The following is a 22,656-nucleotide window of genomic DNA, read 5'->3' as shown; positions in this document are numbered from 1 at the left end:
TCCTTTTATTAAATATCTAAGTTTAAGTGTGGTTTATGATCTAAATGGTGGTGCGTTTTAATGAATCGCACTGTTCTTGTTTTGTAGCGCATTACGATAGAATATGTTTCAGCTAAATCTCCGCCAAGGAATTTCACGCCGTCTAATAATTCACCAGCAGAAACACCTGTTGCTGAGAAGATTGCATCATCACCAGATACTAAGTCATCTAACATAAGAAGTTGACGAGGATCTTCTAGTCCCATTTCACGACAACGATCTTCTTCTTCTTCGTTCATTGGAACTAAGCGAGCTTGCATTTCACCTTCAAGGCATTTTAATGCTGCTGCAGAAATAACGCCTTCTGGAGCTCCGCCAGTACCTACAAATAAGTCGATACCTGTTCCAGGTAGTGCTGTAGCAATTGAAGCACCAACATCACCATCACCAAATAATTTTACGCGTGCACCTTTTGCACGAACACGGTCAATAATATCTTGATGACGTTCACGTTCTTGAACGATAACCGTTAGATCGCGAATCTTTTTATTGTTAGCTTCTGCTACAATTTCAATTGTTTTTTCAATTGGATCATCTAAGCTAATTTTACCAGCTGCTTTTGGACCAACCGCGATTTTTTCCATGTACATATCAGGAGCATGAAGAAGGTTTCCTTTATCCGCGATTGCAATAACTGCCATTGCATTTGCAAGACCTTTTGCAACGATGTTTGTACCCTCTAATGGATCAACGGCGATATCTACTTCTGGACCGTTACCCGTTCCTAGTTCTTCACCAATATATAACATCGGTGCTTCATCAAGTTCTCCCTCACCAATTACAACTGTACCTGCCATGTTTACTGAATCGAACATATCACGCATTGCTGTAGTTGCTGCATCATCTGCTTCATTCTTCTTTCCGCGGCCCATCCACTGTGCGGATGCTAATGCTGCTGCTTCTGTTACACGGACAATTTCTAGTGCGAGTTCACGTTCCAAGATTCCATTCCTCCAATTTCAAAAATCATACAGGTATAACTATAACAAATAATGGAGAAAAGGTGAATTCGAAAAATTGTCGATTTTTTCAGAAGAAAGCGTTACAATTAAAATGTAAATGCTTTAATTTCCAGGTAGGTGACATTCATGTATTTTGTAGACAGAAAGAAAATAGAACAAATGCTAGTATGTTTAGAACGAGCAACAAGTACATTTCAAGAGAAAAAGATATATGAAACCGAGTTTGAATTTTACGCATTAGAACGCATAGCTCATCTTATGATTGATTGTGTATTAGATGTAGGGAATGCGATGATTGATGGATTTATTATGCGCGATCCAGGAAGTTACGAAGATATTATCGATATTTTAATGGACGAGCGAGTGATAAGTGCAGAAGAGGGACAAGGAATGAAAGAAGTAATCCTTCTTCGAAAAATGCTTACGCAAGATTATATTCAAATGAATCATGATGAATTATATACGACGATTCAAAAACATATTGCAGTGGTAGAGAAATACCCAGCGAATATTCGTAGTTATTTAGAAAAGGAATTAGGACCTGTATCTGCATTTGTACCAGAATAATTATGCGTATAAGATCCCCAAGGGAATATCTTTTGGGGATCTTATATTGTATGGGAGAAAGACAAGGGAGAAGGTTGAATCATGGGGGAAGCACGTACGACGAAAGACGAGATTGTACATTTGTTGAAAGTAAAGGGAGAGCACACAGTAGCGGAATTGGCTGACGTTTTAGAGATTACAGAAATGGCGATTCGAAGACATTTAAGTAATCTTGAGAAAGACGGACTTATTTATTCCAAGATGGTAAGGCAACATGTCGGAAGACCAACTTATTTGTATGGATTAAGTGAAAAGGGAGAAGACACATTCCCAAAAGAGTATAAGCAATTTGCGATTGATATGCTAGAAGATTTAGCTCGTATGGGCGATGAAAAAGTACTTCGTTACGTTTTAAAAGAGAGAACGAAGCGAATGGAAGAACAGTTGCAAAAAAGAGTGAGTAACCAAAAGAATTTAGCATATAAAGTGCAAGAGATAGCGGCTATTCAAGAGAGAAACGGGTATATGGTTCAAATAAAGAGAGATGGGGATAATTCTTTCGTAATGGAAAAACAAAACTGTCCGTTAAAAGAAATTGCAGAGAGATTCCCGCAAGTATGTGAAGATGAAAAAGAAATGTATAAGCGTATATTTGTGGATGCAGATGTAAAGACGCTAGCAAACATGTGCGAGGGCGATTGTAGTTGTTCTTACCAAGTAAAAGAGAAAAAATGAACGTTATGGGGCGCTTTAAGGTAAAGCGTTTTTTTCTTTGGAAAAAGCGGGTAATATAAGAGTGGTATGATAGGTGAGAACGTTAGCGTAGAAGGAGAGACATAATCGATGTATAAAGGTTACTTAATTGACTTAGACGGTACGATGTATCGCGGAGAAGAACAAATTGAAGAAGCAAGCGACTTCGTAAAAGCATTAGGAGAGCACGGCATTCCGTATTTATTCGTTACAAACAACTCTACTCGTAAACCAGAACAAGTGGCAGAAAAGCTTGTTCGTTTCGATATTCCAGCGAAAGCGGACCAAGTATTTACAACGAGCATGGCGACAGCAAACTTCATTTATGAACGTAAACAAGACGCAACTGTATATATGATTGGTGAAGAAGGCTTACACGATGCACTTGTGGAAAAAGGATTTGAACTTGTGGATGAAAATCCTGATTTCGTTGTTGTAGGTTTAGATCGCGACATCACATATGAAAAATTAGCAAAAGCGTGTCTTGCTGTGCGTAACGGTGCGACGTTCATTTCTACAAATGGGGATATTGCCATTCCAACTGAGCGAGGATTATTACCAGGTAACGGTTCATTAACATCAGTTGTAGCAGTATCAACAGGCGTGGAACCAATCTTTATCGGAAAACCAGAATCGATCATTATGGAACAAGCGTTAAAAGTGCTTGGCATAGAAAAAGATGAGGCGTTAATGGTTGGGGATAACTACGATACAGATATTTTAGCAGGAATAAATGCTGGCATGCATACCCTACTTGTCCACACTGGAGTCACAACTGTGGAGAAGTTAACAGAATATGAAGTACAACCGACGCAAGTTGTGCATAACTTGACGGAGTGGATTGAGAAGATGTAATGAAATGCAGGTAACCGGAAGTGGTTACCTGTTTTTTTATGCATAATTGCATATGTAATATAGTTGTATAAAATGTAAAATTTATATGTGGTGATATAGAAAGGGGAGGGAATAAAAGTGTATTGGATGTCATGTATTATGTTTGTTTTTACATTATGTGTTTTGTTCTTTGTTCTATGGAAGACATACAAAATAAATGAAATGAAAAAAGGCGCGGGAAAACTTATTGCAACATATCCTCGGGTGAAACGACGTTGGATTGCATTACTTGGACCAGCGTACTTCATCGGACAGTGTATGTATATATGTGCTCAGTACGTAAGTGGTGATATTGGTACAATTGAACAGTTTCTCATTCAGTTAGGTATTCATGCTGTAGCAAGTTGTTTTATGACTTTAATAGCGATCCATCTTATTAAAAGTGTACAAATATATGAAAAGGGTGTAATAGACGGATTGAACTTTTATTCATACGAAGAATTAAAGGGCTATAAAACATCAACGTGGGAAAATCCAAAAGAAAATATATTTTTATATCGAGGGCGAGAAAAAATGAATGACAATGTGAATTTACTTATTAGACAGGAAGATATGAATGAATTAGAAAACATTCTTCAAAGGTATATTCCGAAATTGATGATGAAATAAAAACTCCGGTTGTTATAACCGGAGTTTTTTTATTAAAACGCTCGATTCACAACATCTTTAACCTCTTCAAGATATTGTTTACGCACATCGTTATCCACAGAAGGGACGCTTGTATAAAATGTATGCTCAAGTGTTTCAATACCTGTAAATTCAAAAATACCAACATCCGCTGTTTTCTTCATTGCGTCAAACATACCGCCTGCTGTGTATGCTTCTTTCGAATTTCCCATTGTAGATAATAATAAGCCTTTTTTACCGCTTAATAACTTTTCAATGCCATTTTCACCGTAAGCATAAGCGAAGCCGTGGCTAAATACGCGGTCAACGTATCCTTTTAAAATAGCAGGAAGTCCCGCCCACCAAACTGGGTAAATGAATGTAATGCTATCTGCCCAAGAGATATGCTCCTGCTCTTCTTTAATATCTTCTGGTGTGTTTCCTTGAGAAAATGAGGTGAAATCGGAAGCGCCTAATACTGGATTGAAGTTTAATTCGTATAGATCACGAACACGTACTTCATGACCTTTTTCTTCTAATTCACTTTTTATTGTTTCTAAAATCGCATGGTTGAAGCTTTCTGTATTCGGGTGTGCATAAACGATTACATGTTTCATTGTCTTCCTCCTATTTGTATTTGTGTAACTAGTATGGTTACCTTTGTTATGATAGTCAAATAATAAATATGTATGTATAAAAAGACGCTCAAAATCGCCTTTCTATACCCCGCTCATACAAAGAACAAAGAAGACAAATAAAATGATGACAATACCAATGCCGAAGTTAAATATGAGAGTACTATCCATATATGTAACCTCCTTGTTTGAAAGTAAAAAGCACTCTAGCGAAAGAGTGCTTTTTTATTTTGAATCTACTTCATAACTTTTAGAAAGGGATTCATGCGTGTAAAGAGTTACATTATTGTATGTGTTTATGTTTTGAAATGAGTAAGTCCTTGTGAAATATAGAAAAAAAGACACTCTTTCGAATGTCTTTCATGATGACAAAATGTGCCAAATGCTTGAATTTGATAAGACGTTAATTTTCCGATTAACGGCCTTTCTTAATCAAGAAGTGTAACAACAGCGATTTAAGTAAATTTTAACATTTTTGAAATGAGCATGCGTATGTAATTATGCATATCACGATTAAAGGGAAATCTAATGTGAAAAGTGAATGAGTACATATATAGAATACTTAATAAGGAGCGAGAGGGATGAATATACATAAGTTAACAGAAGAAGAAGCGATGGAGATAGCGATGTGGACGTACGAGGAGCCGTATAATTTATATAGTTTTTCAGAAGAGGAAGAAGTAATAGAAGAGTTGCTGGACGGAACATATTATGGTTGTTGTAACGATAAGGGAGGGCTCATCGGTTATTTTTGTTTTGGAGAAAATGCACAAGTGCCAGGTGGAAGAGATGCTAATTTATATACGGGAGAAGATGTAGTCGATATCGGAATTGGCATGAAGCCAGATTTAACAGGGAAAGGGATGGGAAAAACATTCTTTCAAGCTGGGATAGTGTTTGCTATTGAGGAATGGCATCCAAAAATATTTCGACTTAGTGTAGCAACATTTAATAAAAGAGCGATTACGCTATATAAAAACATAGGCTTTCAACAAGGACCTATATTTTTGAGTCGCGGAAGAGAATTTATGCTTATGGAATATGAAAGGCCGTCAGTATGAAACTGACGGCCTAGATACTTTATTCTGAGTGCTCAGCTCTGTGCGCTAAACGGCTTGAAGCAGCGGCAGCAATTCCGCCAACGATATCATCAAGGAATGTATGCACTTTTCCAGATGATTTATCATTTAAGTATTCTAAAATACCAGGTTTTAATTTATCAATATATCCAAAGTTCGTGAAACCGATAGAGCCGTACACGTTAACGATAGAAAGTGCGATAACTTCATCAATTCCGTATAAGCCTTCATCACGTTTTACGATATCTTGTAATGGCTGACTTAGCATTCCTTTTTCAGCGAGGACATCAAGTTCAATACCTGTAATAAGTGCGTTTTGTACTTCACGTTTTGATAGTACACGCTCAACGTTATAACGGCATTCTGACATCTCTAGATTTGTATGGTATTTCTTTTGAAGAAAATGAACAAGTTCAGCAATGTCGTCAATTGTTACACCGCGTTCTTGTAATAGTTGTAATGCTCTTTCTTGTAGTTGATTAGATTCTTTCATGTTTATCACCTTTTCTTCTTTTTAGTATTTGTATACGTTTCGTTGCTTTATCATGTGCATAGGAATGAAAGGCGAGCACAAGCTCATATATATATAGAAAAACCATAGGTGGCGACTGCGATGATTCAGCATATTTATGAGCATTATCACATGCATGTTAAAGAATTAATCCCCCTTGGCCCCTATAAAAGCTTTTGGATTCGTAACAAAATTTATGTACTTGTTCCAATTGGAGAAATGGAGGAAGAAGTACTTGTAGAGATGAAAAAGCTCAGTGATTATATGAACCAGCAAGGGGATATAACTGTTGCGACTTTCGTTCCGACTATACACGGTTACTATGTAAGTGAGATAGAAGAAAAAAATTACTGCTTATTAAAAGGTATGCGCGCATTAGAGCGACATGCTATATCATTAGGCAGCGAGCTTTCTATATTTCATAAACGTGGTGCATTCTTTCCAGAAGAAATCGAGCAATTAAGCCGCATTGGTGAATGGAAGGCATTATGGGAAAAAAGGCTCGATCAATTAGAAAGGTTTTGGCAATCACAAGTGATGAATCACCCTACAGATGTATTCGATCAATTGTTTATCGAATCCTTCCCGTATTACTTAGGAGTTGCAGAAAATGCAATTCAATACGTTGTCGATACAGAGATGGATGATACACCGCAAATGAGTGATGCGGCAACAATTTGCCAAGAACGCTTTACACCTTTATTATGGCATCAAACGAAGCGTCTAAAACTGCCTTTTGAGTGGGTGTATGATCACCCAACTAGAGATATAGCAGAATTGATTCGCTATATGATGATAGAAAAAAAGAAAGACTGGGAGCAAACAATCGTTCAATTTGTTACAGATTATGAACGGAATTATTCGCTATCCTCATTTGGTTGGCGCTTATTATTTGCAAGGCTTCTGTTCCCGCTCCACTATTTTGAAACAGTCGAACGATATTACCAAACAGGAAACGAAGAACAAAAAAGCATATATAGAGATCGCTTAGAAGCCATTTTACATGATGTGAACCGCTCCGAGCAATTTATGAGGCATTTTTATGGCTCACTTCGTTTACCAATTGATAAGTTAGGGATTCGGAAATTAGATTGGCTATCTTAAAAATATAAAAAAGAGACCGAGTGAGGTCTCTTTTTTATATACCACAATTGTATGTAATACATTATGCCCCTACTTGTTGATCTGCACATATATTTAAAATGAATTGATGTCTTTCGATTTTTTCATTTACTTTACTCAATAATTCTTGCTGGATTTCTTTGAATAAAAATTGATAGCTCGCATTCCATGTCGGTATAGCGGATGAAAGGTCTAATAAATATTCTTTTTTCTTTTCTAGTTCTTGAATTGTTAAAAAAGTGTTCCCCATTTTTGGCATGTGTCGTCCCCCTATGTTTTTTACTTTATATGTGTGAACGATTCACTATATAGTATCAATTATCGCATTTTTTGAGAAGGATTTCCAATTTTGTTTTATGATGTTAAACCAGAATAGTTATGTGAATAAAAAAAAGAGACCAATTTTGGTCTCTTTTTAGCAAGCGATTCTGAACGAGCCGCCTCCGCTTTTAGTAATATCCAGCTCCAGCGGCTAGAACAGTCGGCCATTTCGCGCCTTCCTGTGAGGCAAAAAGCGCCTCTTCGTCAGGAGCTCCAATGACCTCCTGTTCTGAACGAGCCGCTTCCGCTTTAAATTAAAATACTTGTTCTACTTCGATAACGCCTGGTACTTCTTCAAGTAACGCGCGCTCGATACCAGCTTTTAGTGTGATTGTAGAACTTGGGCAGCTTCCGCATGCACCCATAAGGCGTAATTTTACGATACCTTCTTCAATGTCTACTAATTCAACGTCTCCGCCATCGCGAAGTAAGAATGGACGTAATTTATCTAATACTTCTAGTACTTGTTCTTGCATATGTGGGTTTTCCATTTTTATCGACTCCTTTCATCAGTTTTATTATAATCAAGATAGAGGGGAAAATCTATTTTTTCTGTTCTTGTTTTATTGCCGAAATATTTTATCATGTTTATAACGTGTTTTTTCAGTATAGGGGTATGGAATAAGTTTGTAAAATGATGTGCTTATGTAATAAGACATCTGAATATACTGTTAGAACAAGAAGTGGGGGAGAAGAAATGGTTAATGTGCAAGTGTATGGGACGAAAGTAATTTGTGCGAGCTGCGTTGGAATGCCATCTTCAACAGAAACGTTTGAATGGTTACAAGCGGCGATTGGTCGTAAATATGAAGGACAAGAAAATAAATTTAATTTCGAGTATATTGATTTTCAAGAAGAACAAGAAGATGAAGATAAAAAAGCATTCGCAGAGCGCGTAGTGGAGGAAGATTTATTCTATCCAGTCGTTCTTGTAAATGGAGAAATTGTTGGAGAAGGAAATCCTCGTTTGAAGGATGTTTACGAAGAAATCGAGAAATATTTATAAAACAAGAAGTCTTTGCAAATTAGCAAAGGCTTTTTTTAATGGAGGGATAGATGTGGAGAATGGAGTAAAACATGCTCTACCAGAAGAAGTAAAAAAGTTAATGGGGCAGTACATAGCAGAATTAAAAGAGATTTTTTTAGATGAAAAAATAGTTGGGGTATACGTTTACGGATCTATTGCGCTAGGAGCATTTCATATAGAAACGAGCGATGTAGATTTTGTTACGGTAATAAGTGATTCTGTGAATGAAGCTGAAAAACAACAACTTGTAGAACTACATAAGAAACTTAGTAGTAGTACGTTAGGGAAACGAATGGATGGCATGTATATTCCGCTCGCTGATTTAGGGAAATACAATGATGCAATGAACGAGTACGTATATTGCGCAGAGGGAAAAGCGGCTATTGGTTATTGGGACATTAATGCAGTCACGTGGTGGACATTAAAGAACGAAGGCATTACAGTGATGGGGAAAGAGGCAGGGGACCTTCCATTTCAAATAAAATGGGACGATGTAGTACAAACAATGAAATATAACGTCGAGCATTACTGGAGTGAAAAAGCGAAGCGCCCCTATTTATTTTTCATAGAAGAATGGGTAGAATCGGCTGTCGTTACGATGGGGCGTATTTTATATACACTAGACCATAAAACAATCGTTTCAAAAGATAGAGGATTACAATACTTGTTAGAGCGTTCAGCGAAAGAATGGGAGCCTTTATTAAAAGAAGTAGAGCGAATGAGGCGAAGTCCAATGGAAAAGAAGAAACTCTCTGTTTGGAGAAGAGCGGATATGACGAAGAGGTATTTGCTAAGTTTGATTGAAGAGTGTAGAGAGAAATGGTAGGGAAGAACAAGGATAATATGATATGGGGTATTGTTAGAAAACAAATAAATTACTCGTTCCATGGGGCATTCATTTATTAAACAATTTGTTTTATTTACTAGTAAATTTTCAACTATAAAAAGACGCCTTTTGAAAAGGGCGTCTTTTTATTTTGTAGCAGATAGAAAAGGTAATACGAAATATAGATAGTTTCATGTGAAACATTCTTTATTACAAAATGTTTAACTTAGTGTATTAAATGTATCATTCATAAGTATTTTAATATATTTAAAAGTAAAATGGAATAAGAAACGGGTAATTGTCGGAATATATTCGATTTCCGTTCACTTTTGTGAAATATATGTCTTTTTTGTTAGATTCCTTCGTTTTGTACATATACAATAAAGTTATATAGAAATAAGAGAAGGATGATGTACGTGAAGGACACGGTTTTACAGGGAGCAATTTCTCCGCAAGAATTACATAAAGTTGTTCAAAAGAATACAGCTTATTATGACTTTAAGTGGGGCAAAGTAAAAAATCCAGCGCAAGGAAATACGTGGAATTGGGTAGCCTTTATATTTCCACACTTTTGGTTAGCGTATCGTAAAATGTATAAGTTATTTATTATACTTACATTACTGGCGATACCTACTTTAATTATAGCTACTTTTATTGATATACCAATGTGGATAGATTTTATAATATACGCTGGAACGATGGTCTTTACCGGATGGCAAGGAAACCGTTTATATTATAAGCATGTTACACGCATTTTACATAAAGTAGAAGATGTGCCTGAGTATAAGAAAGAGTATTATTTACAATCAAAAGGTGGCGCTCATATCGGGCTTATGATTGGTTTACAAGTGATAGTATTTGTATTGTTTGCAGGTGCTAGTTTCGGTTTATCTTATGTACCAACGGAACCTAATATTAAAAACGTTGTTCGCTTAAGTCTTGAAGGAGAAGCTTTAGAGTCTATCGCAGACAAACCAAATTGGAAGTATGTAAAGAAAGAACAAGATTATGACGTAGTAGAATTTACTGGTTATGATTATGAAGAAAAAAAGAATGTGAAAATTAAATTCGCTGTATATTTAAATGATGATTACTTTGAATGGCAAGAAATTTATTTAAATAATAAAAAGTTAAGTGAAGAAGAAGCAGAAGAGTATCAAATTTATGTTGAAGAAAATATGTGGTTTTTCTAGAGAGAAACTCGATTAGTTGGAAAAGAAGAATCTTGTGAAGGTTCTTCTTTTTTACTGGAAACACCATATGAATTGAAATTTTGTAAAATACAATAAAAAATGAGAATTTGAGGTAGGCTTGTCAATAACGTGAGACTGTGGCACTATAAAGAAATGCTATACAAATTTTATTTATCGAGATGTAAACATCAATTTTGATTTTTACGTATAAATAATGAACGGAGGAAATAAATTTATGGCTACTTTACCAAATTGTCCAAAATGTAATTCAGAATATACGTATGAGGATGGCGTTCTTTTCGTATGTCCAGAATGTGCTCATGAGTGGGGCCAAGAAGCAGAAGCTGAAAATAATGATGGTGCAAAAGTTGTAAAAGATGCGAACGGAAACGTTCTTCAAGATGGTGATGCTGTTACTGTCATTAAAGATTTAAAAGTAAAAGGAACGTCTTCAGTTGTGAAGATCGGTACGAAAGTAAAGAGCATTCGTCTAGTTGATGGCGATCACGATATTGATTGTAAAATCGACGGTTTCGGAGCTATGAAGTTAAAATCACAGTTCGTTAAGAAGGCGTAAGTAAAAAGAGGAGGCGAGTAGCCTCCTCTTTTTTATTGTCATTTTTTGTCGGTAAGTCGATATTCCTTGTCGAATCGCCGATATAATGTGAGTTACGATCGATATATTTGAAAAATCGCCGATATAATGTGAGTTACGATCAATATATTTGAAAAATCGCCGATATAATGTGAGTTACGACGATATATTCGAAAAATCGTCGATATAATTTCATTCGCCGAGAACTGTGCATCATTTGCTGAGCGAGAGGTACGATTCACTTCGCACCATAATCTACTTCTTTCAACTGACACCGTTTATTAAAGAACGTTTTATATCCGAGCTGCAAGAAGATAATGACAGCGAAAGCGGTACTTCCTGAAATGCCGAGTATGATGGCGATTTGATATTGGATGGCTGTGAACGGTGATACACCGGATAATATTTGACCAGTCATCATGCCTGGTAGGCTTATAATTCCCATTCCGACCATAGAGTTGATTGTTGGTAAAATGGCAGAGTCAAAGGCGTCCCGAATGAGCGGAGCAGCTGCTTCTTTCGGTGTTGCGCCGAGCATAAGTGCTCCTTCAATTTGCCCTCTTTGCGATTTCATACTGTTTAAGAACGTATTTGCACCGAGAGAAACACCTGTCATCGCGTTTCCAACTAACATTCCGGTAATCGGAACGATATATTGCGGCGCATACCAAGGGTCGTGCCCGATAATAACAAAGATAAATAGTAGAAGTGGCCCAATTGATCCGGCGACCATGGAAAGGGCGGCTACTCGTTTTAATTCTTTCGACATTGGGATGTTGACTCGTTTATAAATATTAAAAATTGCAAAGGTAGTAATAGAAGTAATAAGAGCAATTGTATAAAATGGATTACTATTTTCAAATACGTATGTAAGAACATAGGCAACAAGTACGAGCTGAATCGTCATACGGAATGTTGCGAGCGCGATTTGTTTTTCGCGAGGTATTCCCTTTAATTTTACAAGCCCGATTAAAATAAGAATGAAAATATATGCAGCGGCAAGTTGCCAAATTTGGAGTTCAATAACGCCCTTCAACGGAGAGCACTCCCTTTCTAATTGCACCGTTTGTTTTACTAATTTCAATAATATCGTCTGCAATTTCTTCTGGAAGTTGTTGTGAGTGTGTGATGAAGATAACTGTTTTTTTCTTTTCTCTTGCCAGCGTAGAAAATTGTTTCATAACGCGGCGTTCTGTATCACTATCTAGCGCAGAGGTTGGTTCGTCTAATAAATAGACAGGTGGATCCATAAGTACAATACGTGCAAAAGCAAGTCGTTGTTTTTCCCCGCCTGATAATGAATTAGCGTTGTCTTCTAATTTTTTTTCTAAGCTAACAGTCGTTAATGCGCTTCGCAGGGCATCATCATTTGGAAAGGGTTTTTCAGAAAGACGGAGTCCCATTAATAGATTATCTTTAATCGTGCCATCAAAAATAGGTGGAGTTTGCCCAAGCATGACTACGTCCCGTCGTAATTGAATAGGGGGATAATCAGAAATTAATTTTCCGTTATATTCAATTGTACCGGATGTTGGAGATTGCAAATCATTTAGCATGCGGAGTAATGTACTTTTTCCGCTCCCGCTTTCCCCGATAATACATGTGATTTTTTCTTTTTGAATCTGTAAATAAGGAATACTTAGTATATCTCTATATGTAATGTCTTTTAATATAAACATAAATTGCTCCTTTCTGATTCTAGTTATATCGTATCAAAAAAGAGAGAGAAATAGAAAAATAAGGTTATAAAGAGCAACGTTTCTTTTTCGTTTTAATCTCTAGTAACAAGTTAAGTAAGCGATCCAATTCTTGGCTGAAAGAAATTACTTTATCATGAGTGAATCCGTACATTTCAACAAGATAGACCAATTCTTTCTTCTTCATTTCTATTCGATCGTTGAGTTTCGTTACATTCATAAGTGAATTGTAATGCCTCCTAAAAAAGTATGTATTACATAAAAAAATAAGACCGAATGAATTCGGTCTTAACGGAAATAATAAAACAACTTATAAATAGCATACACTTTTCATTCGTAGTTTTTAATATAAAAATGAAAAATAAAACATGATTCATGTTGAGAAAAATATGTCTGATAATTATTTTTCATGGATGCAAAGAGGCTGCCTACGTAGTAGACAGCCTTTAAAATATTAACCTTTATGATGTTTGTACATCCAAAGAAGACCGGATTTTAATAATCTCGGTACACGCCCCATTAATGGTTGGTTTGCTAGTAAACCAAATCCGTGTTTTTTGCCGAGAGAACCGAGAACACCTTTTAATTTTATAACAGGTAGTTCATCAGGAAGTGGCTCATTATTCCAACGTTTTAATAATATTTGGACAATTTGCTCTCCTTGACCTTCAGCAAGCTGAGCAGATGGTGCATGTGGAAGTGCTGCACAATCTCCTACAACGTAAACGTGCTCGTTATTTGGAATATTGTGATATTTTGTTAAAACAACCCGTCCGCTACCATCTTGTTCAACTGGAAGGTTTCGAACAATTTCATTTGCTTGAATACCAGCTGTCCAGACGATTGCATCACATTCAAGTGGCTCATCGTGGTTGTATACAATATTTGGTTCTACTTTTGTAATGTTAGAGTTTCGAATAATGTTAACTTTATGCTTTACAAACCATTCTTCTACGTATCTACTTAATTTCTCTGGATACGGGAATAAAATTCTATCTTTTCGGTCAAATAAATAGATTTTTAAATCCGAACGGCTTTCACGAAGTTCACTTGCTACTTCAACGCCACTTAAGCCAGCACCGACGACAGCTACTGTTGCGTTAGGTTCTAGGCTATTTAGTTGTTCATATGTCTTACGTGTTTGTTCAATTGATTGTAGACTGTGTGTATATTCCTTCGCCCCAGGAACGTTATGATATTTATCTTCACAGCCAAGTCCAATAATTAAATCATCATATTGGATTGCTTCGCCACCATCAAGATGAACAGCTTTTTCTTCGAGATCAATATTTGTTATTGTGCCGTATTGAATATTAAGGCGTGGGTGCTCAGGAAACGGTATGCGAATATGCGTTTCTGAAATTGTACCCGCTACTAATGCATAATATTCAGTTTTGAAACAATGGTATGGTACTTTGTCGATTAATGTCACTTGTACATCATCTGGAAGTTGGTTGCTTGGAAGTAGCCGTTGTAGAATTCTCATTCCACCGTAGCCGCCACCTAGTATTACGAGGTGTTTCATGATGGATTACCCCTTTTCTGTTGAAATATCCCCTAATCCTAAAATTTTATATTAATAAAATATTTCGACTTTACTCAATCAAATTATATCGAATTTGTGAACAAATAACAATGCATGAATGAATACTCTGTTGTACAATAAGAAGAAAAGTAAAGTAAACTGTTTTCCTTTTCTAGTTACTATTTCATTGCGGGGGCCGCAAAGCGTTGCCGTGAATATATTGATATAGAGAAGAATATTTACTTTGAAGTAAATCAGTGAAGGAATTGAATAGTTTAGTAAGTGTAACGAAAACAACGAGAAACAGCTTAGTTTTCTTCTTATAGATGTCAGAAGGTAATTTGTTTTGTAGTACAGGGGGGAGAATTTTGATTAAACCATTAATTGAATTTTGTGTAGGTAACCTGGCAAGTGGTTCACAAGCAGCTTTAGAGAAATTAGAAAAAGATCCTAATTTAGATGTAATGGAATATGGTTGTTTAGGTTATTGTGGTATTTGTTTTGAAGGACCATTTGCACTTGTGAATGGTGAAGTTGTACAAGGTGCGACAGTAGAAGAACTTGTAAATAATGTATATGATTATTTGGATGAAAATCCAATGTTTTAAGGTGTTGCGAATGAGCAGCGCCTTTTTCATTTTATTTTAGATAAAACGTTATTTTGGAGGGTAGATTAAGACTATAGATAAATAAAAAAAGGCCCTTTTAGAAGGGCTTTTTTCCTACACAATTTGTGTAAGAGTGGCTCATCGCCAAACGTTGTCAAATATGAGAAACGGGGGACATTCATATTGTGTTCTAAAAGCATGCATTCTATACTTAAAATAATAAATTATTTTTGGAGTGAATATAAATGAGCCAATTTTCTTTTACAAAAATGCATGGTCTTGGCAATAGTTATATATATGTAAATATGTTTGAAGAACAAATTCCTGAAGAAGATTTAGCTTTTGTGGCGGAAAAGGTTTCAAATATTAATACTGGTATTGGAGCAGACGGGATGATTTTAATTTGTCCGTCTGATGTAGCTCCAGTGAAAATGCGTATGTTTAATAACGATGGTTCAGAAGGCAAGAGCTGTGGTAATGGTTTGCGCTGCGTAGCGAAATATGCGTATGAGCATAAACTAGTAGAGGAAACAGTTTTCACAATTGAAACGTTAGCTGGCATTGTAACGGCGGAAGTAACGGTAGAAGAAGGGAAAGTTACATTAGCGAAAATCGATATGGGAGCACCACGTTTAACACGCGAAGAGATACCGATGCTCGGTGAAGGTGAAACACCATTTATTCGTGAAAACTTCTTATACAATAACCATCGTTATGCATTTACAGCTGTTTCAATGGGGAATCCACATGCGGTTATTTTTGTTGATGATGTAGAGAAAGCACCTCTTACAACACTTGGTCCAGTTCTTGAAACACATGAAATGTTCCCAGAGCGAGTGAACGTTGAATTTATCGAGATTTTAAACGATGAAGAAATGAATTTCCGCGTTTGGGAACGTGGCTCTGGTGTAACGCAAGCTTGCGGAACAGGAGCATGTGCTTCGGTTGTTGCTGCTATTTTGAATGGGAAGATGGAACGTGGTAAAGAAATTACAGTCCATTTAGCTGGCGGCGACTTAATGATTGCGTGGACAGAAGAAGGAAACGTGTTAATGAAAGGACCTGCGGAAGTAATTTGCCACGGAGTGTATGAGTACAAGATAGAAGCGTAAAGATGTATAATAGAATGAGAACAGAAAGGAAGGTGTATTTCATGATTGAAGTAACAGAACAAGCAGCTTTTCAAATTAAAGATATGTTAAAAGATGCTGAAGATGGAGAAAAGTATGTGCGCCTTGCTGTACACGGCGGCGGATGTAGCGGTCTTTCTTACGGCTTAGGATTTGAAGTAGAACCAAAAGAAGACGACACAGTTCTTGAGTTTTTCGGTGTTGAATTTGTTATTGATACAGAAAGTGCTCCCATTGTTAAAGGAGTAAAAATTGATTATAAACAATCTATGCTTGGCGGCGGATTTACAATTGATAATCCAAATGCAATCGCATCATGCGGATGTGGATCATCTTTCCGTACAGCATCGAATGCTGGTAAGCCGGAAGAGTGCTAAGATTTTAGTAGCAATAGAGAAAGACCTTTTTAGCGATGGAATACATCGTTAAAAAGGTCTTTTCTTTTGCTGTAAAAGCCCGATTCGCGAGGGCGGATTAAAGTTTCACTTTACCTTTGCATAGATGCAAGTATCAACTAGTTGTTTACCATCAGCTGAAAGATCTTCATTACGTAATATCCCTTCAAGCTCAAAGCCTAGTTTTTCAGGGATCGCACGACTTTTCGTGTTATTACATTCACATCGTATTTCAATCCTTCTAAATTTGAATAACTGAAATCCAAGGTTTGTTAACGCACGTACTGTTTCTGTCATATATCCACTGCCACTAAATTGCGTGTTAACCCAGTATCCAATTTCACCTTTAGAAACCTTCCAATTAATTCCGTGAAGGCTAGCAGTTCCAATAAAATCATGAGTCTCCTTATGATAGATAAGATAGCGAAAGCTTTCTCTTTTCAAAAAATCTATATGCGCATTTCTCAGGAGAACTTCCGTTTCTTCAACAGTAGGAATTGACTGAAATAAAGACAACCATTGCTTTAATTCACGAATTGAGTCTTTAATAGCTTCATGTACTACATTACCTTCACCAGCTTGAAGTGGTGCTCGAAGAATGAGTCTGTCTGTTTCTATTTGTAACGGAACATCTAATAAAATAGGATCCATATTATTTCTCCCCTCGAAAACTTTAAATTAGGACAGAATGAAACGTATGTAAAAAACTTTCGCTCAAAAGTTAGAGAACAATAAATATATATTCAATTCATCATTTAGAAATCCTTTTTCACATATTGAAAACGAAATCGCCAGTTGGTACAACAATGGCTACCGAAGCATACCTTAGGTTGTTCCACTAATGCATGCGTTAAAGGAGATTGCGTGATGAAATCCGTAACAAGTGTCGTGGCAGATGAAAGTGCAAAACAAAAACGGTATACAGAAATGATGAAGAAGTTTAATGAAGTTAGTAGCCAATCATCCGAGGTTAGAATGTGTACTCCTTCCAATTGGTGATGGAATGACGGTGTCTAGAGTGAAGCGATAATTATTATCTTACAAAAGTGTAATGTTCATGTCATGTTTTTGAATTTCTTCTTTGAGCCCCGGACTTTAAGATAAGAGTATAAGAAAAAACACATGAGGTGAAGGAAATGAAAAGATATATTGCACTTTTTAGTATTTTAGTTGTCTTTGCAAGTTTGTTAGTTGGTTGTGATATTAACCGTATGGGGAAAGATGAGTATTACGTTCAAATTACAGTAGATGGAAAAGAGTATAATGGTAAAGCTGATAATGGTCAGCCTTATAAAGATTACCAATATAAGCTAACTGGATTTGATAAAGAAGGTAAAGAGAAAGAATTAGAATTCACAGCTCAAAAAAACTTACGTAAAGAAGCATTCCTGCGTGTATATCATTCAGATAAAAAAGGTGTATCAGCTTGGGAAGAAGTGAAGAAAGACGAGCTTCCAGCGAAAGTGAAAGAAAAATTAGGCGTGAAATAAGACAGATAGAAAAGGAATTGACGAACAGGGTCAATTCCTTTTTTCGTTCTCAAAATCCTCTTCTGAAACCACTGTAAAGCCATGTCTTTTAAATAAAGCAGTTGTTACCCCGTAACCAGTTTGTTTATTACCGTTAAATTCCCCAGTGTAAATCGTAGTACTACCACAAGACGGGCTACGTTCTTTTAAAATAATATATTCCGGGTGTAAATCTTTAATTTGTTCTAATGCTTTATAAGCACCACGTACGAAAGCTTCTGTGACATCTTCACCATCTTTTGTCATCACTTTCGCTTTTCCATCTAAAACGTCATCGCCATTCCCACCAATAATTTCAGCGGAAGGACGAGGCGTTGGTAATCCTCCTAATACTTCAGGACAAATGAGGACTGTATCTTCTTTTTGCAGAAGCTCCTCTATTTTTGAAACAAGATTGTCATTCCCGTCATACCGACAAGCGATACCACCTAAACAAGCGCTAATTACGATCATATTTTCATCTCCAGTAAAAAAATATTAACTATCACGCCAATTTTACTTCCTACCTCTTACTTATAAGTGAGGTGATATAAATGGGAAGCTTATATAATTTAATGAAACCATATAGTGAATTTCGAAGTAAAGAAGAGTTTAATACATATCAAAAACAAGTTTTGAAGTGCTATCGATTTCAATTGAATAAAACTGATTCTATCATTATTCATTTTTTAGGAAAGTATGCAGTGAATGAGAAACAAAAAACAGTAGGAGTTGCTTGTCCGTTAATGGAGACGATTGCGACGAATGTTGGAAAGAGTATTCGTACGGTGCGCCGCTCCATTGCAAAGTTAGAGGAATTAGGAATTATTAAGCGTGTTGCGACAAAAGAAAGACGTAAGCGCGGCGGGTATAGTGCGAACTTATATGTATTTCTTGCATCTGCGATTGACCGCATGGATGACCGTATGAAAATGTCCGCTTGTGAAAGTGAAGATGATGCAGCTGGCTGTAGCGGAAAGGAGCAAAAAAGCGAGGGGGAAACAATTCTTTCTAAAAACATTCCACAAATAAAAGAGAAGAGAAAAGGAACGTACGAGCTTGATGAGACGTACTGTCGTCATGATATACCAAAGCCTTTTATATACGCACTTGTGCCAATGACGAGTAATCCAAAGAAGATTAACATACTGTGGAGTAAGGTGGAGCTTGCTTATAAAAAGAGCGGGTTACTAGAGCAAGGTGTTTTACTGGAGCAAATATTAGCTGATGAAGAAGTGAACGGAAATTTCATTTGGCGTGTGAAAAGTGTTGTGAGGGCAGATAAATATGGGGAAATCCGTAAAGACATTGGGGCACTTTTATACAGTACAGTGAGAGATTTATTTTTAGAGGTTGGATTAGAGTGGGGAGCAGCATTAAGGAGAAGTAAGGGGATATCGCTGTTTGATCCATTTAAAAAAGAGCCATGCGTATAACACATGACTCTAATTAGCTAATCAAACTTCCTTACAACCGGAACACGAATCGCTACAAATAGTACGAAGACGATAACAGCGATTGCACCGCTTTTCATAACGGTTACGATTGGAATTCCTATTGCAAGCGCAATGGATGTGAATGCATAAGAGAGCGGAATAAAGCCCATTGATGATAGCATTAGTAAACTCATTACGCGTCCCATCATTTCTTCTTTTACTGTAGATTGAATCATTGCCATAAGCGGGACGATCGCCATTGCGATTGTAATACCGTAAAACATGCCGGCTAATAATGCTTGCCAAAGTACGGTGCTAAAGTTGATGGATAAGAAGAATACACCAGACAGTAGCATCATGATAATACAAAATAGACCACGTCTACGATTAATATTTTTTAATCCGACAATGACAGCGCCTATTGCCATTCCACCGCCTACAGATGCTTCTAAGTAACTAAACTGGAGCGAGTCACCGTGCAGAACGTTTTTAACAAATAGGGGGAAGCCGACTTGCATCGGACCGATTAAAAATAAGTTTAGAAAGGCGCTACAAATAAGGAAAGTTGAAAGGAAAGGTGATTCCTTTACATATAAGATTCCTTCTTTTATAGAAGTGAACATGCCTTTGTCTGTATCTTTTTGTTCTGATATCGTAAATTGTATTTTTTGAACGAGTATGGCTGCGACGATTAACAGCAAAATCGTAATTGAAAAGATTGTTTCATAGTTCGTAAATTTGATGAGAATTCCGCCAAGTACAGGGCCCAAGATGACCGATGCTTGGTTTGTCATTTGTGTAAGTGAATTCGCTTGTGTTAAACGGCTTTTTTCTACAAGTTCCGGCAGAATAGATCCGTCTGCGGACCAGAAGAAAGCATCAGCAAGTCCAAAGAATAAAGCGAATAAAGCAAATGTATATAGTGTTACATCACCAACGATAAACCATGTGAGAATGGTTGCGACAAGAATCGCTCGAATAATGTTGGAGTAAAACATTATGTTTTTTTTCGGGAATTTATCAGCTACAGCGCCGCCAACAATCATAAAAATAAGCCTTGGGACACTTAGAGCCACGAAAACAACACCGAGTGAAGCTTCAAGGTTTAATGTTTTTGCTATGTACCATGTTTGTGAAAATGTAAAAAAGGCTAAAGCAAAACTTGAAAAAAGGGTAGCTGCCCAAAGAAAAAGGAAATTCGTATTTTTTAATAGTGGTTTCGCATTTGCTTCTAAAGCAGATTTATTTTGTTGTAGTTCCTCCATATTGCTTCCTTTCTATGTGACAAATTTAAACTAAAAAACCTGTTAACAATCGTTTTATACAGTTTCTAATATTTCTATACTGCACTTTCTCATTGTAGACAATAATGTTGGATTTGCACAGTAGCTATTTAACGACAAAAAAAGATGCCGAAGAGGCATCTTTTTTAAGCTAAGGCGATATAAATATCTAATTGTACGTTATTTGGATCTACCGCTTTTTCATCATAAAGCTCAAAGTCGGTTGTAAAAGCGCGTTTATTTTCTTTCGACCATTGCCAAATATATTCCCAAGCCTCGCAAACAACTTCAGCAACTGGCCCTTTTCTCGTTGTAAATACCGCGTATGTAGCAGCAGGTATTGTTAAAGTTGTCATATTTTCAGGAACGTTTTCTAACGAAGAAACGGGCATACCAATTGTAAATTGATATACACCCGTTTCATCTGATTCGTAGTTTGAATAGAAAGCGAATGTTTCTTTCGTTTGTTGATTTGGGATGTGATGTATCATTTGTTCTTGGAAGTAGCGGTTCCACAGTTTTGGAATTTCTCCTTCAGTAGATGCCTCTTTTTCATTTGTCGTCGTAATTGAAACACCGATTGCTTGGAAAGCTTCTTTCTTTACGATAATAGGTTCTTTCATTTTATAATCCCTCTATAAACGAAACGTATGTTCTTATTTATTGTAACATATTTTGGAAGGGGAAGGTAGCGCGATAAAAAAGAACTCCTTTCATGTAAAAGGAGTTCTTTTCATTTCTATATTAAAACATACTTGAGCTATGCATCGGTTGAAGTTTTGCGTTTGGATCGAAGTAAGCTTTTGCATTGTTTACTGCTGTCGGTGCTTCACCAAAGCCGCAAGCAATGAGTTTTACTTTTCCTTCATATGTACAAATGTCACCAGCAGCATAAATACCAGAAATATTTGTCTCCATTTTCGAGTTCACGAGAATGCTGTTTTTTTGAATATCTAAGCCCCAGTTTTTAATTGGGCCAAGAGAAGAAACGAAGCCGTAGTTTACAATTACGTCATCAACATCGATAATAACTTTTTCTTCCGTTTTTACGTGTTGAAGAACGACTTGTTCAATTTTGTCATCACCAATGAGTTCAACTGGAACGTACGGTGTGCTTACTTCTGCACGAGAATTCATTAAGCTTTCTACACTATGTTCATGTGCGCGGAATTTATCACGGCGATGAACGATTGTAACTTTGTCAGCGATTGGTTCTAACATCATTGTCCAGTCTACTGCCGAGTCACCACCGCCAAATACAACGACGCGTTTTCCAGCGAATTTATTCATATCATCAACGAAATAATGTAAGTTTGTCTTTTCGTATTTTGCTGTACCTTCTAACTCTAAGCGACGTGGCTGGAAAGCACCATTGCCAGCAGTAATAATGACTGATTTAGAATAGTGAGTTTGTTTATTCGTAACAAGCTTGAATATACCGTCAGCTTGTTTTTCAAGCGTATCAACAGCTTCTTCTAAGCAAACGGTTGGATCAAACTTCTTCATTTGCTCTTTTAAGTTATCAACTAACTCTTGTGCACGCACTTTTGGAAATCCAGCTACATCATAAATGTATTTTTCAGGGTAGAGCGCGGATAATTGTCCTCCAAGTTGAGGTAAGCTTTCAATGATTTTGACACTTGCTTGTCTCATACCGCCATAAAATGCTGTGAATAGTCCTGTTGGACCACCACCAATAATTGTTATGTCGTAAACTTTTTGATTTTCTGCCACTTTCATTCCCCCTATAGATGGAATTTTAATATTGATTTCATATATTGTTCATATGTACACGAAAATCCTGCAAATGATGACACTTTCAAATAAATGATAGCATATTTGAGTTCATAATACTTCTGAAAACGACTGAATTGTGTGTAAGTTTTTGCATAGATGCTTTTGTAATTATATAAAATATAGGGAAAGGAAAATACATGAAAAAAAGGCTGAAAAACCCTTGAAAAC

General features: G+C 36.6%; 29 protein-coding genes and 2 pseudogenes. 17 read left to right on the top strand and 14 right to left on the bottom strand.

All coding sequences use genetic code 11. From position 1 onward, the window contains the following. Positions 1–8: 8 nt before the first annotated feature. The gene (gene glpX / locus COE49_RS08835; protein WP_088232133.1) at positions 9–980 is read right to left on the bottom strand and encodes a class II fructose-bisphosphatase; all 972 of its coding nucleotides are present in this window, start codon (positions 978–980) and stop codon (positions 9–11) included. A gap of 147 nt (positions 981–1,127) precedes the next feature. On the opposite strand from glpX, the gene COE49_RS08830 reads away from it, so the two are divergent. From COE49_RS08830 to COE49_RS08815, 4 genes are all read left to right on the top strand, one after another. Beyond that, positions 1,128–1,568: a DUF86 domain-containing protein gene (locus tag COE49_RS08830; RefSeq protein ID WP_088232134.1), complete on the top strand. Its 441-nt coding sequence runs from the start codon at positions 1,128–1,130 to the stop codon at positions 1,566–1,568. Positions 1,569–1,649: 81 nt separating this feature from the next. Further along, positions 1,650–2,282, top strand: coding sequence for a helix-turn-helix transcriptional regulator (locus COE49_RS08825; RefSeq protein ID WP_088232135.1), 633 nt, complete (start codon positions 1,650–1,652; stop codon positions 2,280–2,282). A gap of 108 nt (positions 2,283–2,390) precedes the next feature. Beyond that, positions 2,391–3,155 (top strand): TIGR01457 family HAD-type hydrolase, encoded by a 765-nt coding sequence (locus COE49_RS08820; protein ID WP_088232136.1) that lies wholly within the window; start codon positions 2,391–2,393, stop codon positions 3,153–3,155. 117 nt (positions 3,156–3,272) lie between these two features. Further along, on the top strand, positions 3,273–3,803 hold the full coding sequence (locus tag COE49_RS08815) for an iron ABC transporter substrate-binding protein (RefSeq protein WP_088232137.1): 531 nt from the start codon (positions 3,273–3,275) through the stop codon (positions 3,801–3,803). A gap of 32 nt (positions 3,804–3,835) precedes the next feature. On the opposite strand, the gene COE49_RS08810 is transcribed toward COE49_RS08815, so the two are convergent. Next, positions 3,836–4,417, bottom strand: a complete 582-nt coding sequence (locus tag COE49_RS08810) for an NAD(P)H-dependent oxidoreductase (RefSeq protein ID WP_088232138.1) — start codon at positions 4,415–4,417, stop codon at positions 3,836–3,838. 599 nt (positions 4,418–5,016) lie between these two features. Here COE49_RS08810 and COE49_RS08800 point away from each other — a divergent pair. Further along, entirely contained in the window at positions 5,017–5,496 is a 480-nt protein-coding gene (locus COE49_RS08800; protein ID WP_088232139.1) for a GNAT family N-acetyltransferase, read from the top strand. Positions 5,497–5,515: 19 nt separating this feature from the next. Here the strand turns inward: COE49_RS08800 and COE49_RS08795 are convergent, their stop codons facing one another. Continuing rightward, positions 5,516–6,007 (bottom strand): phosphatidylglycerophosphatase A family protein, encoded by a 492-nt coding sequence (locus COE49_RS08795; protein WP_000665105.1) that lies wholly within the window; start codon positions 6,005–6,007, stop codon positions 5,516–5,518. A gap of 120 nt (positions 6,008–6,127) precedes the next feature. Between COE49_RS08795 and yutH the strand changes: the two genes are divergently transcribed. Then, positions 6,128–7,129 (top strand): spore coat putative kinase YutH, encoded by a 1,002-nt coding sequence (gene yutH / locus COE49_RS08790; RefSeq protein WP_088232140.1) that lies wholly within the window; start codon positions 6,128–6,130, stop codon positions 7,127–7,129. 61 nt (positions 7,130–7,190) lie between these two features. On the opposite strand, the gene COE49_RS08785 is transcribed toward yutH, so the two are convergent. Together COE49_RS08785 and COE49_RS08775 are read right to left on the bottom strand one after the other, a co-directional pair. Further along, positions 7,191–7,406 carry a carbonic anhydrase gene (locus COE49_RS08785; protein WP_088232141.1) on the bottom strand — a complete coding sequence of 72 codons (216 nt, stop codon included), beginning with the start codon at positions 7,404–7,406 and terminating at the stop codon, positions 7,191–7,193. Between the two features lie 316 nt (positions 7,407–7,722). After that, positions 7,723–7,959 carry a NifU family protein gene (locus COE49_RS08775; RefSeq protein WP_000431159.1) on the bottom strand — a complete coding sequence of 79 codons (237 nt, stop codon included), beginning with the start codon at positions 7,957–7,959 and terminating at the stop codon, positions 7,723–7,725. Positions 7,960–8,165: 206 nt separating this feature from the next. Here COE49_RS08775 and COE49_RS08770 point away from each other — a divergent pair, with 206 nt between their 5' ends. The 5 genes and pseudogenes from COE49_RS08770 (at position 8,166) to phnA (ending at position 11,091) form a co-directional block, all read left to right on the top strand. Continuing rightward, a complete protein-coding gene (locus tag COE49_RS08770; protein WP_000248590.1) occupies positions 8,166–8,474 on the top strand; it encodes a YuzD family protein in 309 nt (102 codons plus the stop codon). Continuing rightward, entirely contained in the window at positions 8,443–9,321 is an 879-nt protein-coding gene (locus COE49_RS08765; protein ID WP_088232142.1) for a nucleotidyltransferase domain-containing protein, read from the top strand. Before COE49_RS08770 ends, COE49_RS08765 begins: the two co-directional genes overlap by 32 nt. Positions 9,322–9,358: 37 nt before the next feature. Beyond that, a pseudogene (locus COE49_RS27255) lies at positions 9,359–9,439 on the top strand (CPBP family intramembrane glutamate endopeptidase); the annotation flags it as partial. A gap of 292 nt (positions 9,440–9,731) precedes the next feature. Beyond that, positions 9,732–10,514, top strand: a complete 783-nt coding sequence (locus COE49_RS08760) for a DUF2628 domain-containing protein (protein ID WP_170933779.1) — start codon at positions 9,732–9,734, stop codon at positions 10,512–10,514. Between the two features lie 235 nt (positions 10,515–10,749). Beyond that, complete coding sequence (gene phnA, locus COE49_RS08755; RefSeq protein ID WP_000212737.1) at positions 10,750–11,091, top strand: alkylphosphonate utilization operon protein PhnA; 342 nt, start codon at positions 10,750–10,752, stop codon at positions 11,089–11,091. Between the two features lie 256 nt (positions 11,092–11,347). Here the strand turns inward: phnA and COE49_RS08745 are convergent, their stop codons facing one another. From COE49_RS08745 to COE49_RS08730, 4 genes are all read right to left on the bottom strand, one after another. Further along, the gene (locus COE49_RS08745) at positions 11,348–12,145 is read right to left on the bottom strand and encodes an ABC transporter permease (protein WP_088232143.1); all 798 of its coding nucleotides are present in this window, start codon (positions 12,143–12,145) and stop codon (positions 11,348–11,350) included. After that, positions 12,129–12,788 carry an ABC transporter ATP-binding protein gene (locus tag COE49_RS08740; RefSeq protein WP_088232144.1) on the bottom strand — a complete coding sequence of 220 codons (660 nt, stop codon included), beginning with the start codon at positions 12,786–12,788 and terminating at the stop codon, positions 12,129–12,131. The genes COE49_RS08745 and COE49_RS08740 overlap by 17 nt, the downstream gene beginning before the upstream one ends. Positions 12,789–12,852: 64 nt before the next feature. Then, a complete protein-coding gene (locus tag COE49_RS27250) occupies positions 12,853–13,026 on the bottom strand; it encodes an aspartyl-phosphate phosphatase Spo0E family protein (protein WP_088232145.1) in 174 nt (57 codons plus the stop codon). A 234-nt stretch (positions 13,027–13,260) separates the two neighbouring features. After that, positions 13,261–14,331 carry an NAD(P)/FAD-dependent oxidoreductase gene (locus COE49_RS08730; RefSeq protein WP_088232146.1) on the bottom strand — a complete coding sequence of 357 codons (1,071 nt, stop codon included), beginning with the start codon at positions 14,329–14,331 and terminating at the stop codon, positions 13,261–13,263. A gap of 368 nt (positions 14,332–14,699) precedes the next feature. Between COE49_RS08730 and COE49_RS08725 the strand changes: the two genes are divergently transcribed. The 3 genes from COE49_RS08725 (at position 14,700) to COE49_RS08715 (ending at position 16,446) form a co-directional block, all read left to right on the top strand. After that, positions 14,700–14,939: a YuzB family protein gene (locus COE49_RS08725; RefSeq protein WP_000595025.1), complete on the top strand. Its 240-nt coding sequence runs from the start codon at positions 14,700–14,702 to the stop codon at positions 14,937–14,939. A 245-nt stretch (positions 14,940–15,184) separates the two neighbouring features. Beyond that, complete coding sequence (dapF, locus tag COE49_RS08720) at positions 15,185–16,051, top strand: diaminopimelate epimerase (RefSeq protein WP_088232147.1); 867 nt, start codon at positions 15,185–15,187, stop codon at positions 16,049–16,051. Positions 16,052–16,092: 41 nt separating this feature from the next. Further along, the gene (locus COE49_RS08715; RefSeq protein WP_000573825.1) at positions 16,093–16,446 is read left to right on the top strand and encodes a HesB/IscA family protein; all 354 of its coding nucleotides are present in this window, start codon (positions 16,093–16,095) and stop codon (positions 16,444–16,446) included. Positions 16,447–16,551: 105 nt separating this feature from the next. On the opposite strand, the gene COE49_RS08710 is transcribed toward COE49_RS08715, so the two are convergent. Then, positions 16,552–17,115: a GNAT family N-acetyltransferase gene (locus COE49_RS08710; protein WP_088232148.1), complete on the bottom strand. Its 564-nt coding sequence runs from the start codon at positions 17,113–17,115 to the stop codon at positions 16,552–16,554. A gap of 237 nt (positions 17,116–17,352) precedes the next feature. Here COE49_RS08710 and COE49_RS08705 point away from each other — a divergent pair. Continuing rightward, positions 17,353–17,494: pseudogene (locus tag COE49_RS08705) on the top strand (methyltransferase); the annotation flags it as partial. 106 nt (positions 17,495–17,600) lie between these two features. Further along, complete coding sequence (locus COE49_RS08700; RefSeq protein WP_088232149.1) at positions 17,601–17,954, top strand: YxeA family protein; 354 nt, start codon at positions 17,601–17,603, stop codon at positions 17,952–17,954. 30 nt (positions 17,955–17,984) lie between these two features. Here the strand turns inward: COE49_RS08700 and COE49_RS08695 are convergent, their stop codons facing one another. Continuing rightward, positions 17,985–18,446 (bottom strand): 2-thiouracil desulfurase family protein, encoded by a 462-nt coding sequence (locus tag COE49_RS08695; protein ID WP_088232150.1) that lies wholly within the window; start codon positions 18,444–18,446, stop codon positions 17,985–17,987. An 80-nt stretch (positions 18,447–18,526) separates the two neighbouring features. Here COE49_RS08695 and COE49_RS08690 point away from each other — a divergent pair, with 80 nt between their 5' ends. Next, entirely contained in the window at positions 18,527–19,408 is an 882-nt protein-coding gene (locus COE49_RS08690) for a helix-turn-helix domain-containing protein (protein ID WP_088232151.1), read from the top strand. Between the two features lie 17 nt (positions 19,409–19,425). Here the strand turns inward: COE49_RS08690 and COE49_RS08685 are convergent, their stop codons facing one another. From COE49_RS08685 to COE49_RS08675, 3 genes are all read right to left on the bottom strand, one after another. Further along, a complete protein-coding gene (locus COE49_RS08685) occupies positions 19,426–20,673 on the bottom strand; it encodes an MFS transporter (RefSeq protein WP_088232152.1) in 1,248 nt (415 codons plus the stop codon). Positions 20,674–20,837: 164 nt separating this feature from the next. After that, positions 20,838–21,314, bottom strand: a complete 477-nt coding sequence (locus tag COE49_RS08680; protein ID WP_088232153.1) for a GyrI-like domain-containing protein — start codon at positions 21,312–21,314, stop codon at positions 20,838–20,840. 121 nt (positions 21,315–21,435) lie between these two features. Beyond that, positions 21,436–22,425 (bottom strand): NAD(P)/FAD-dependent oxidoreductase, encoded by a 990-nt coding sequence (locus COE49_RS08675; RefSeq protein WP_140417452.1) that lies wholly within the window; start codon positions 22,423–22,425, stop codon positions 21,436–21,438. Positions 22,426–22,656 lie beyond the last annotated feature (231 nt).

This window comes from Bacillus sp. AFS029637 (assembly GCF_002584985.1).
Lineage (GTDB): Bacteria > Bacillota > Bacilli > Bacillales > Bacillaceae_G > Bacillus_A.
Note: the sequence above shows the minus strand (reverse complement) of the source record. Positions and strands in the feature narration are given on the sequence as shown.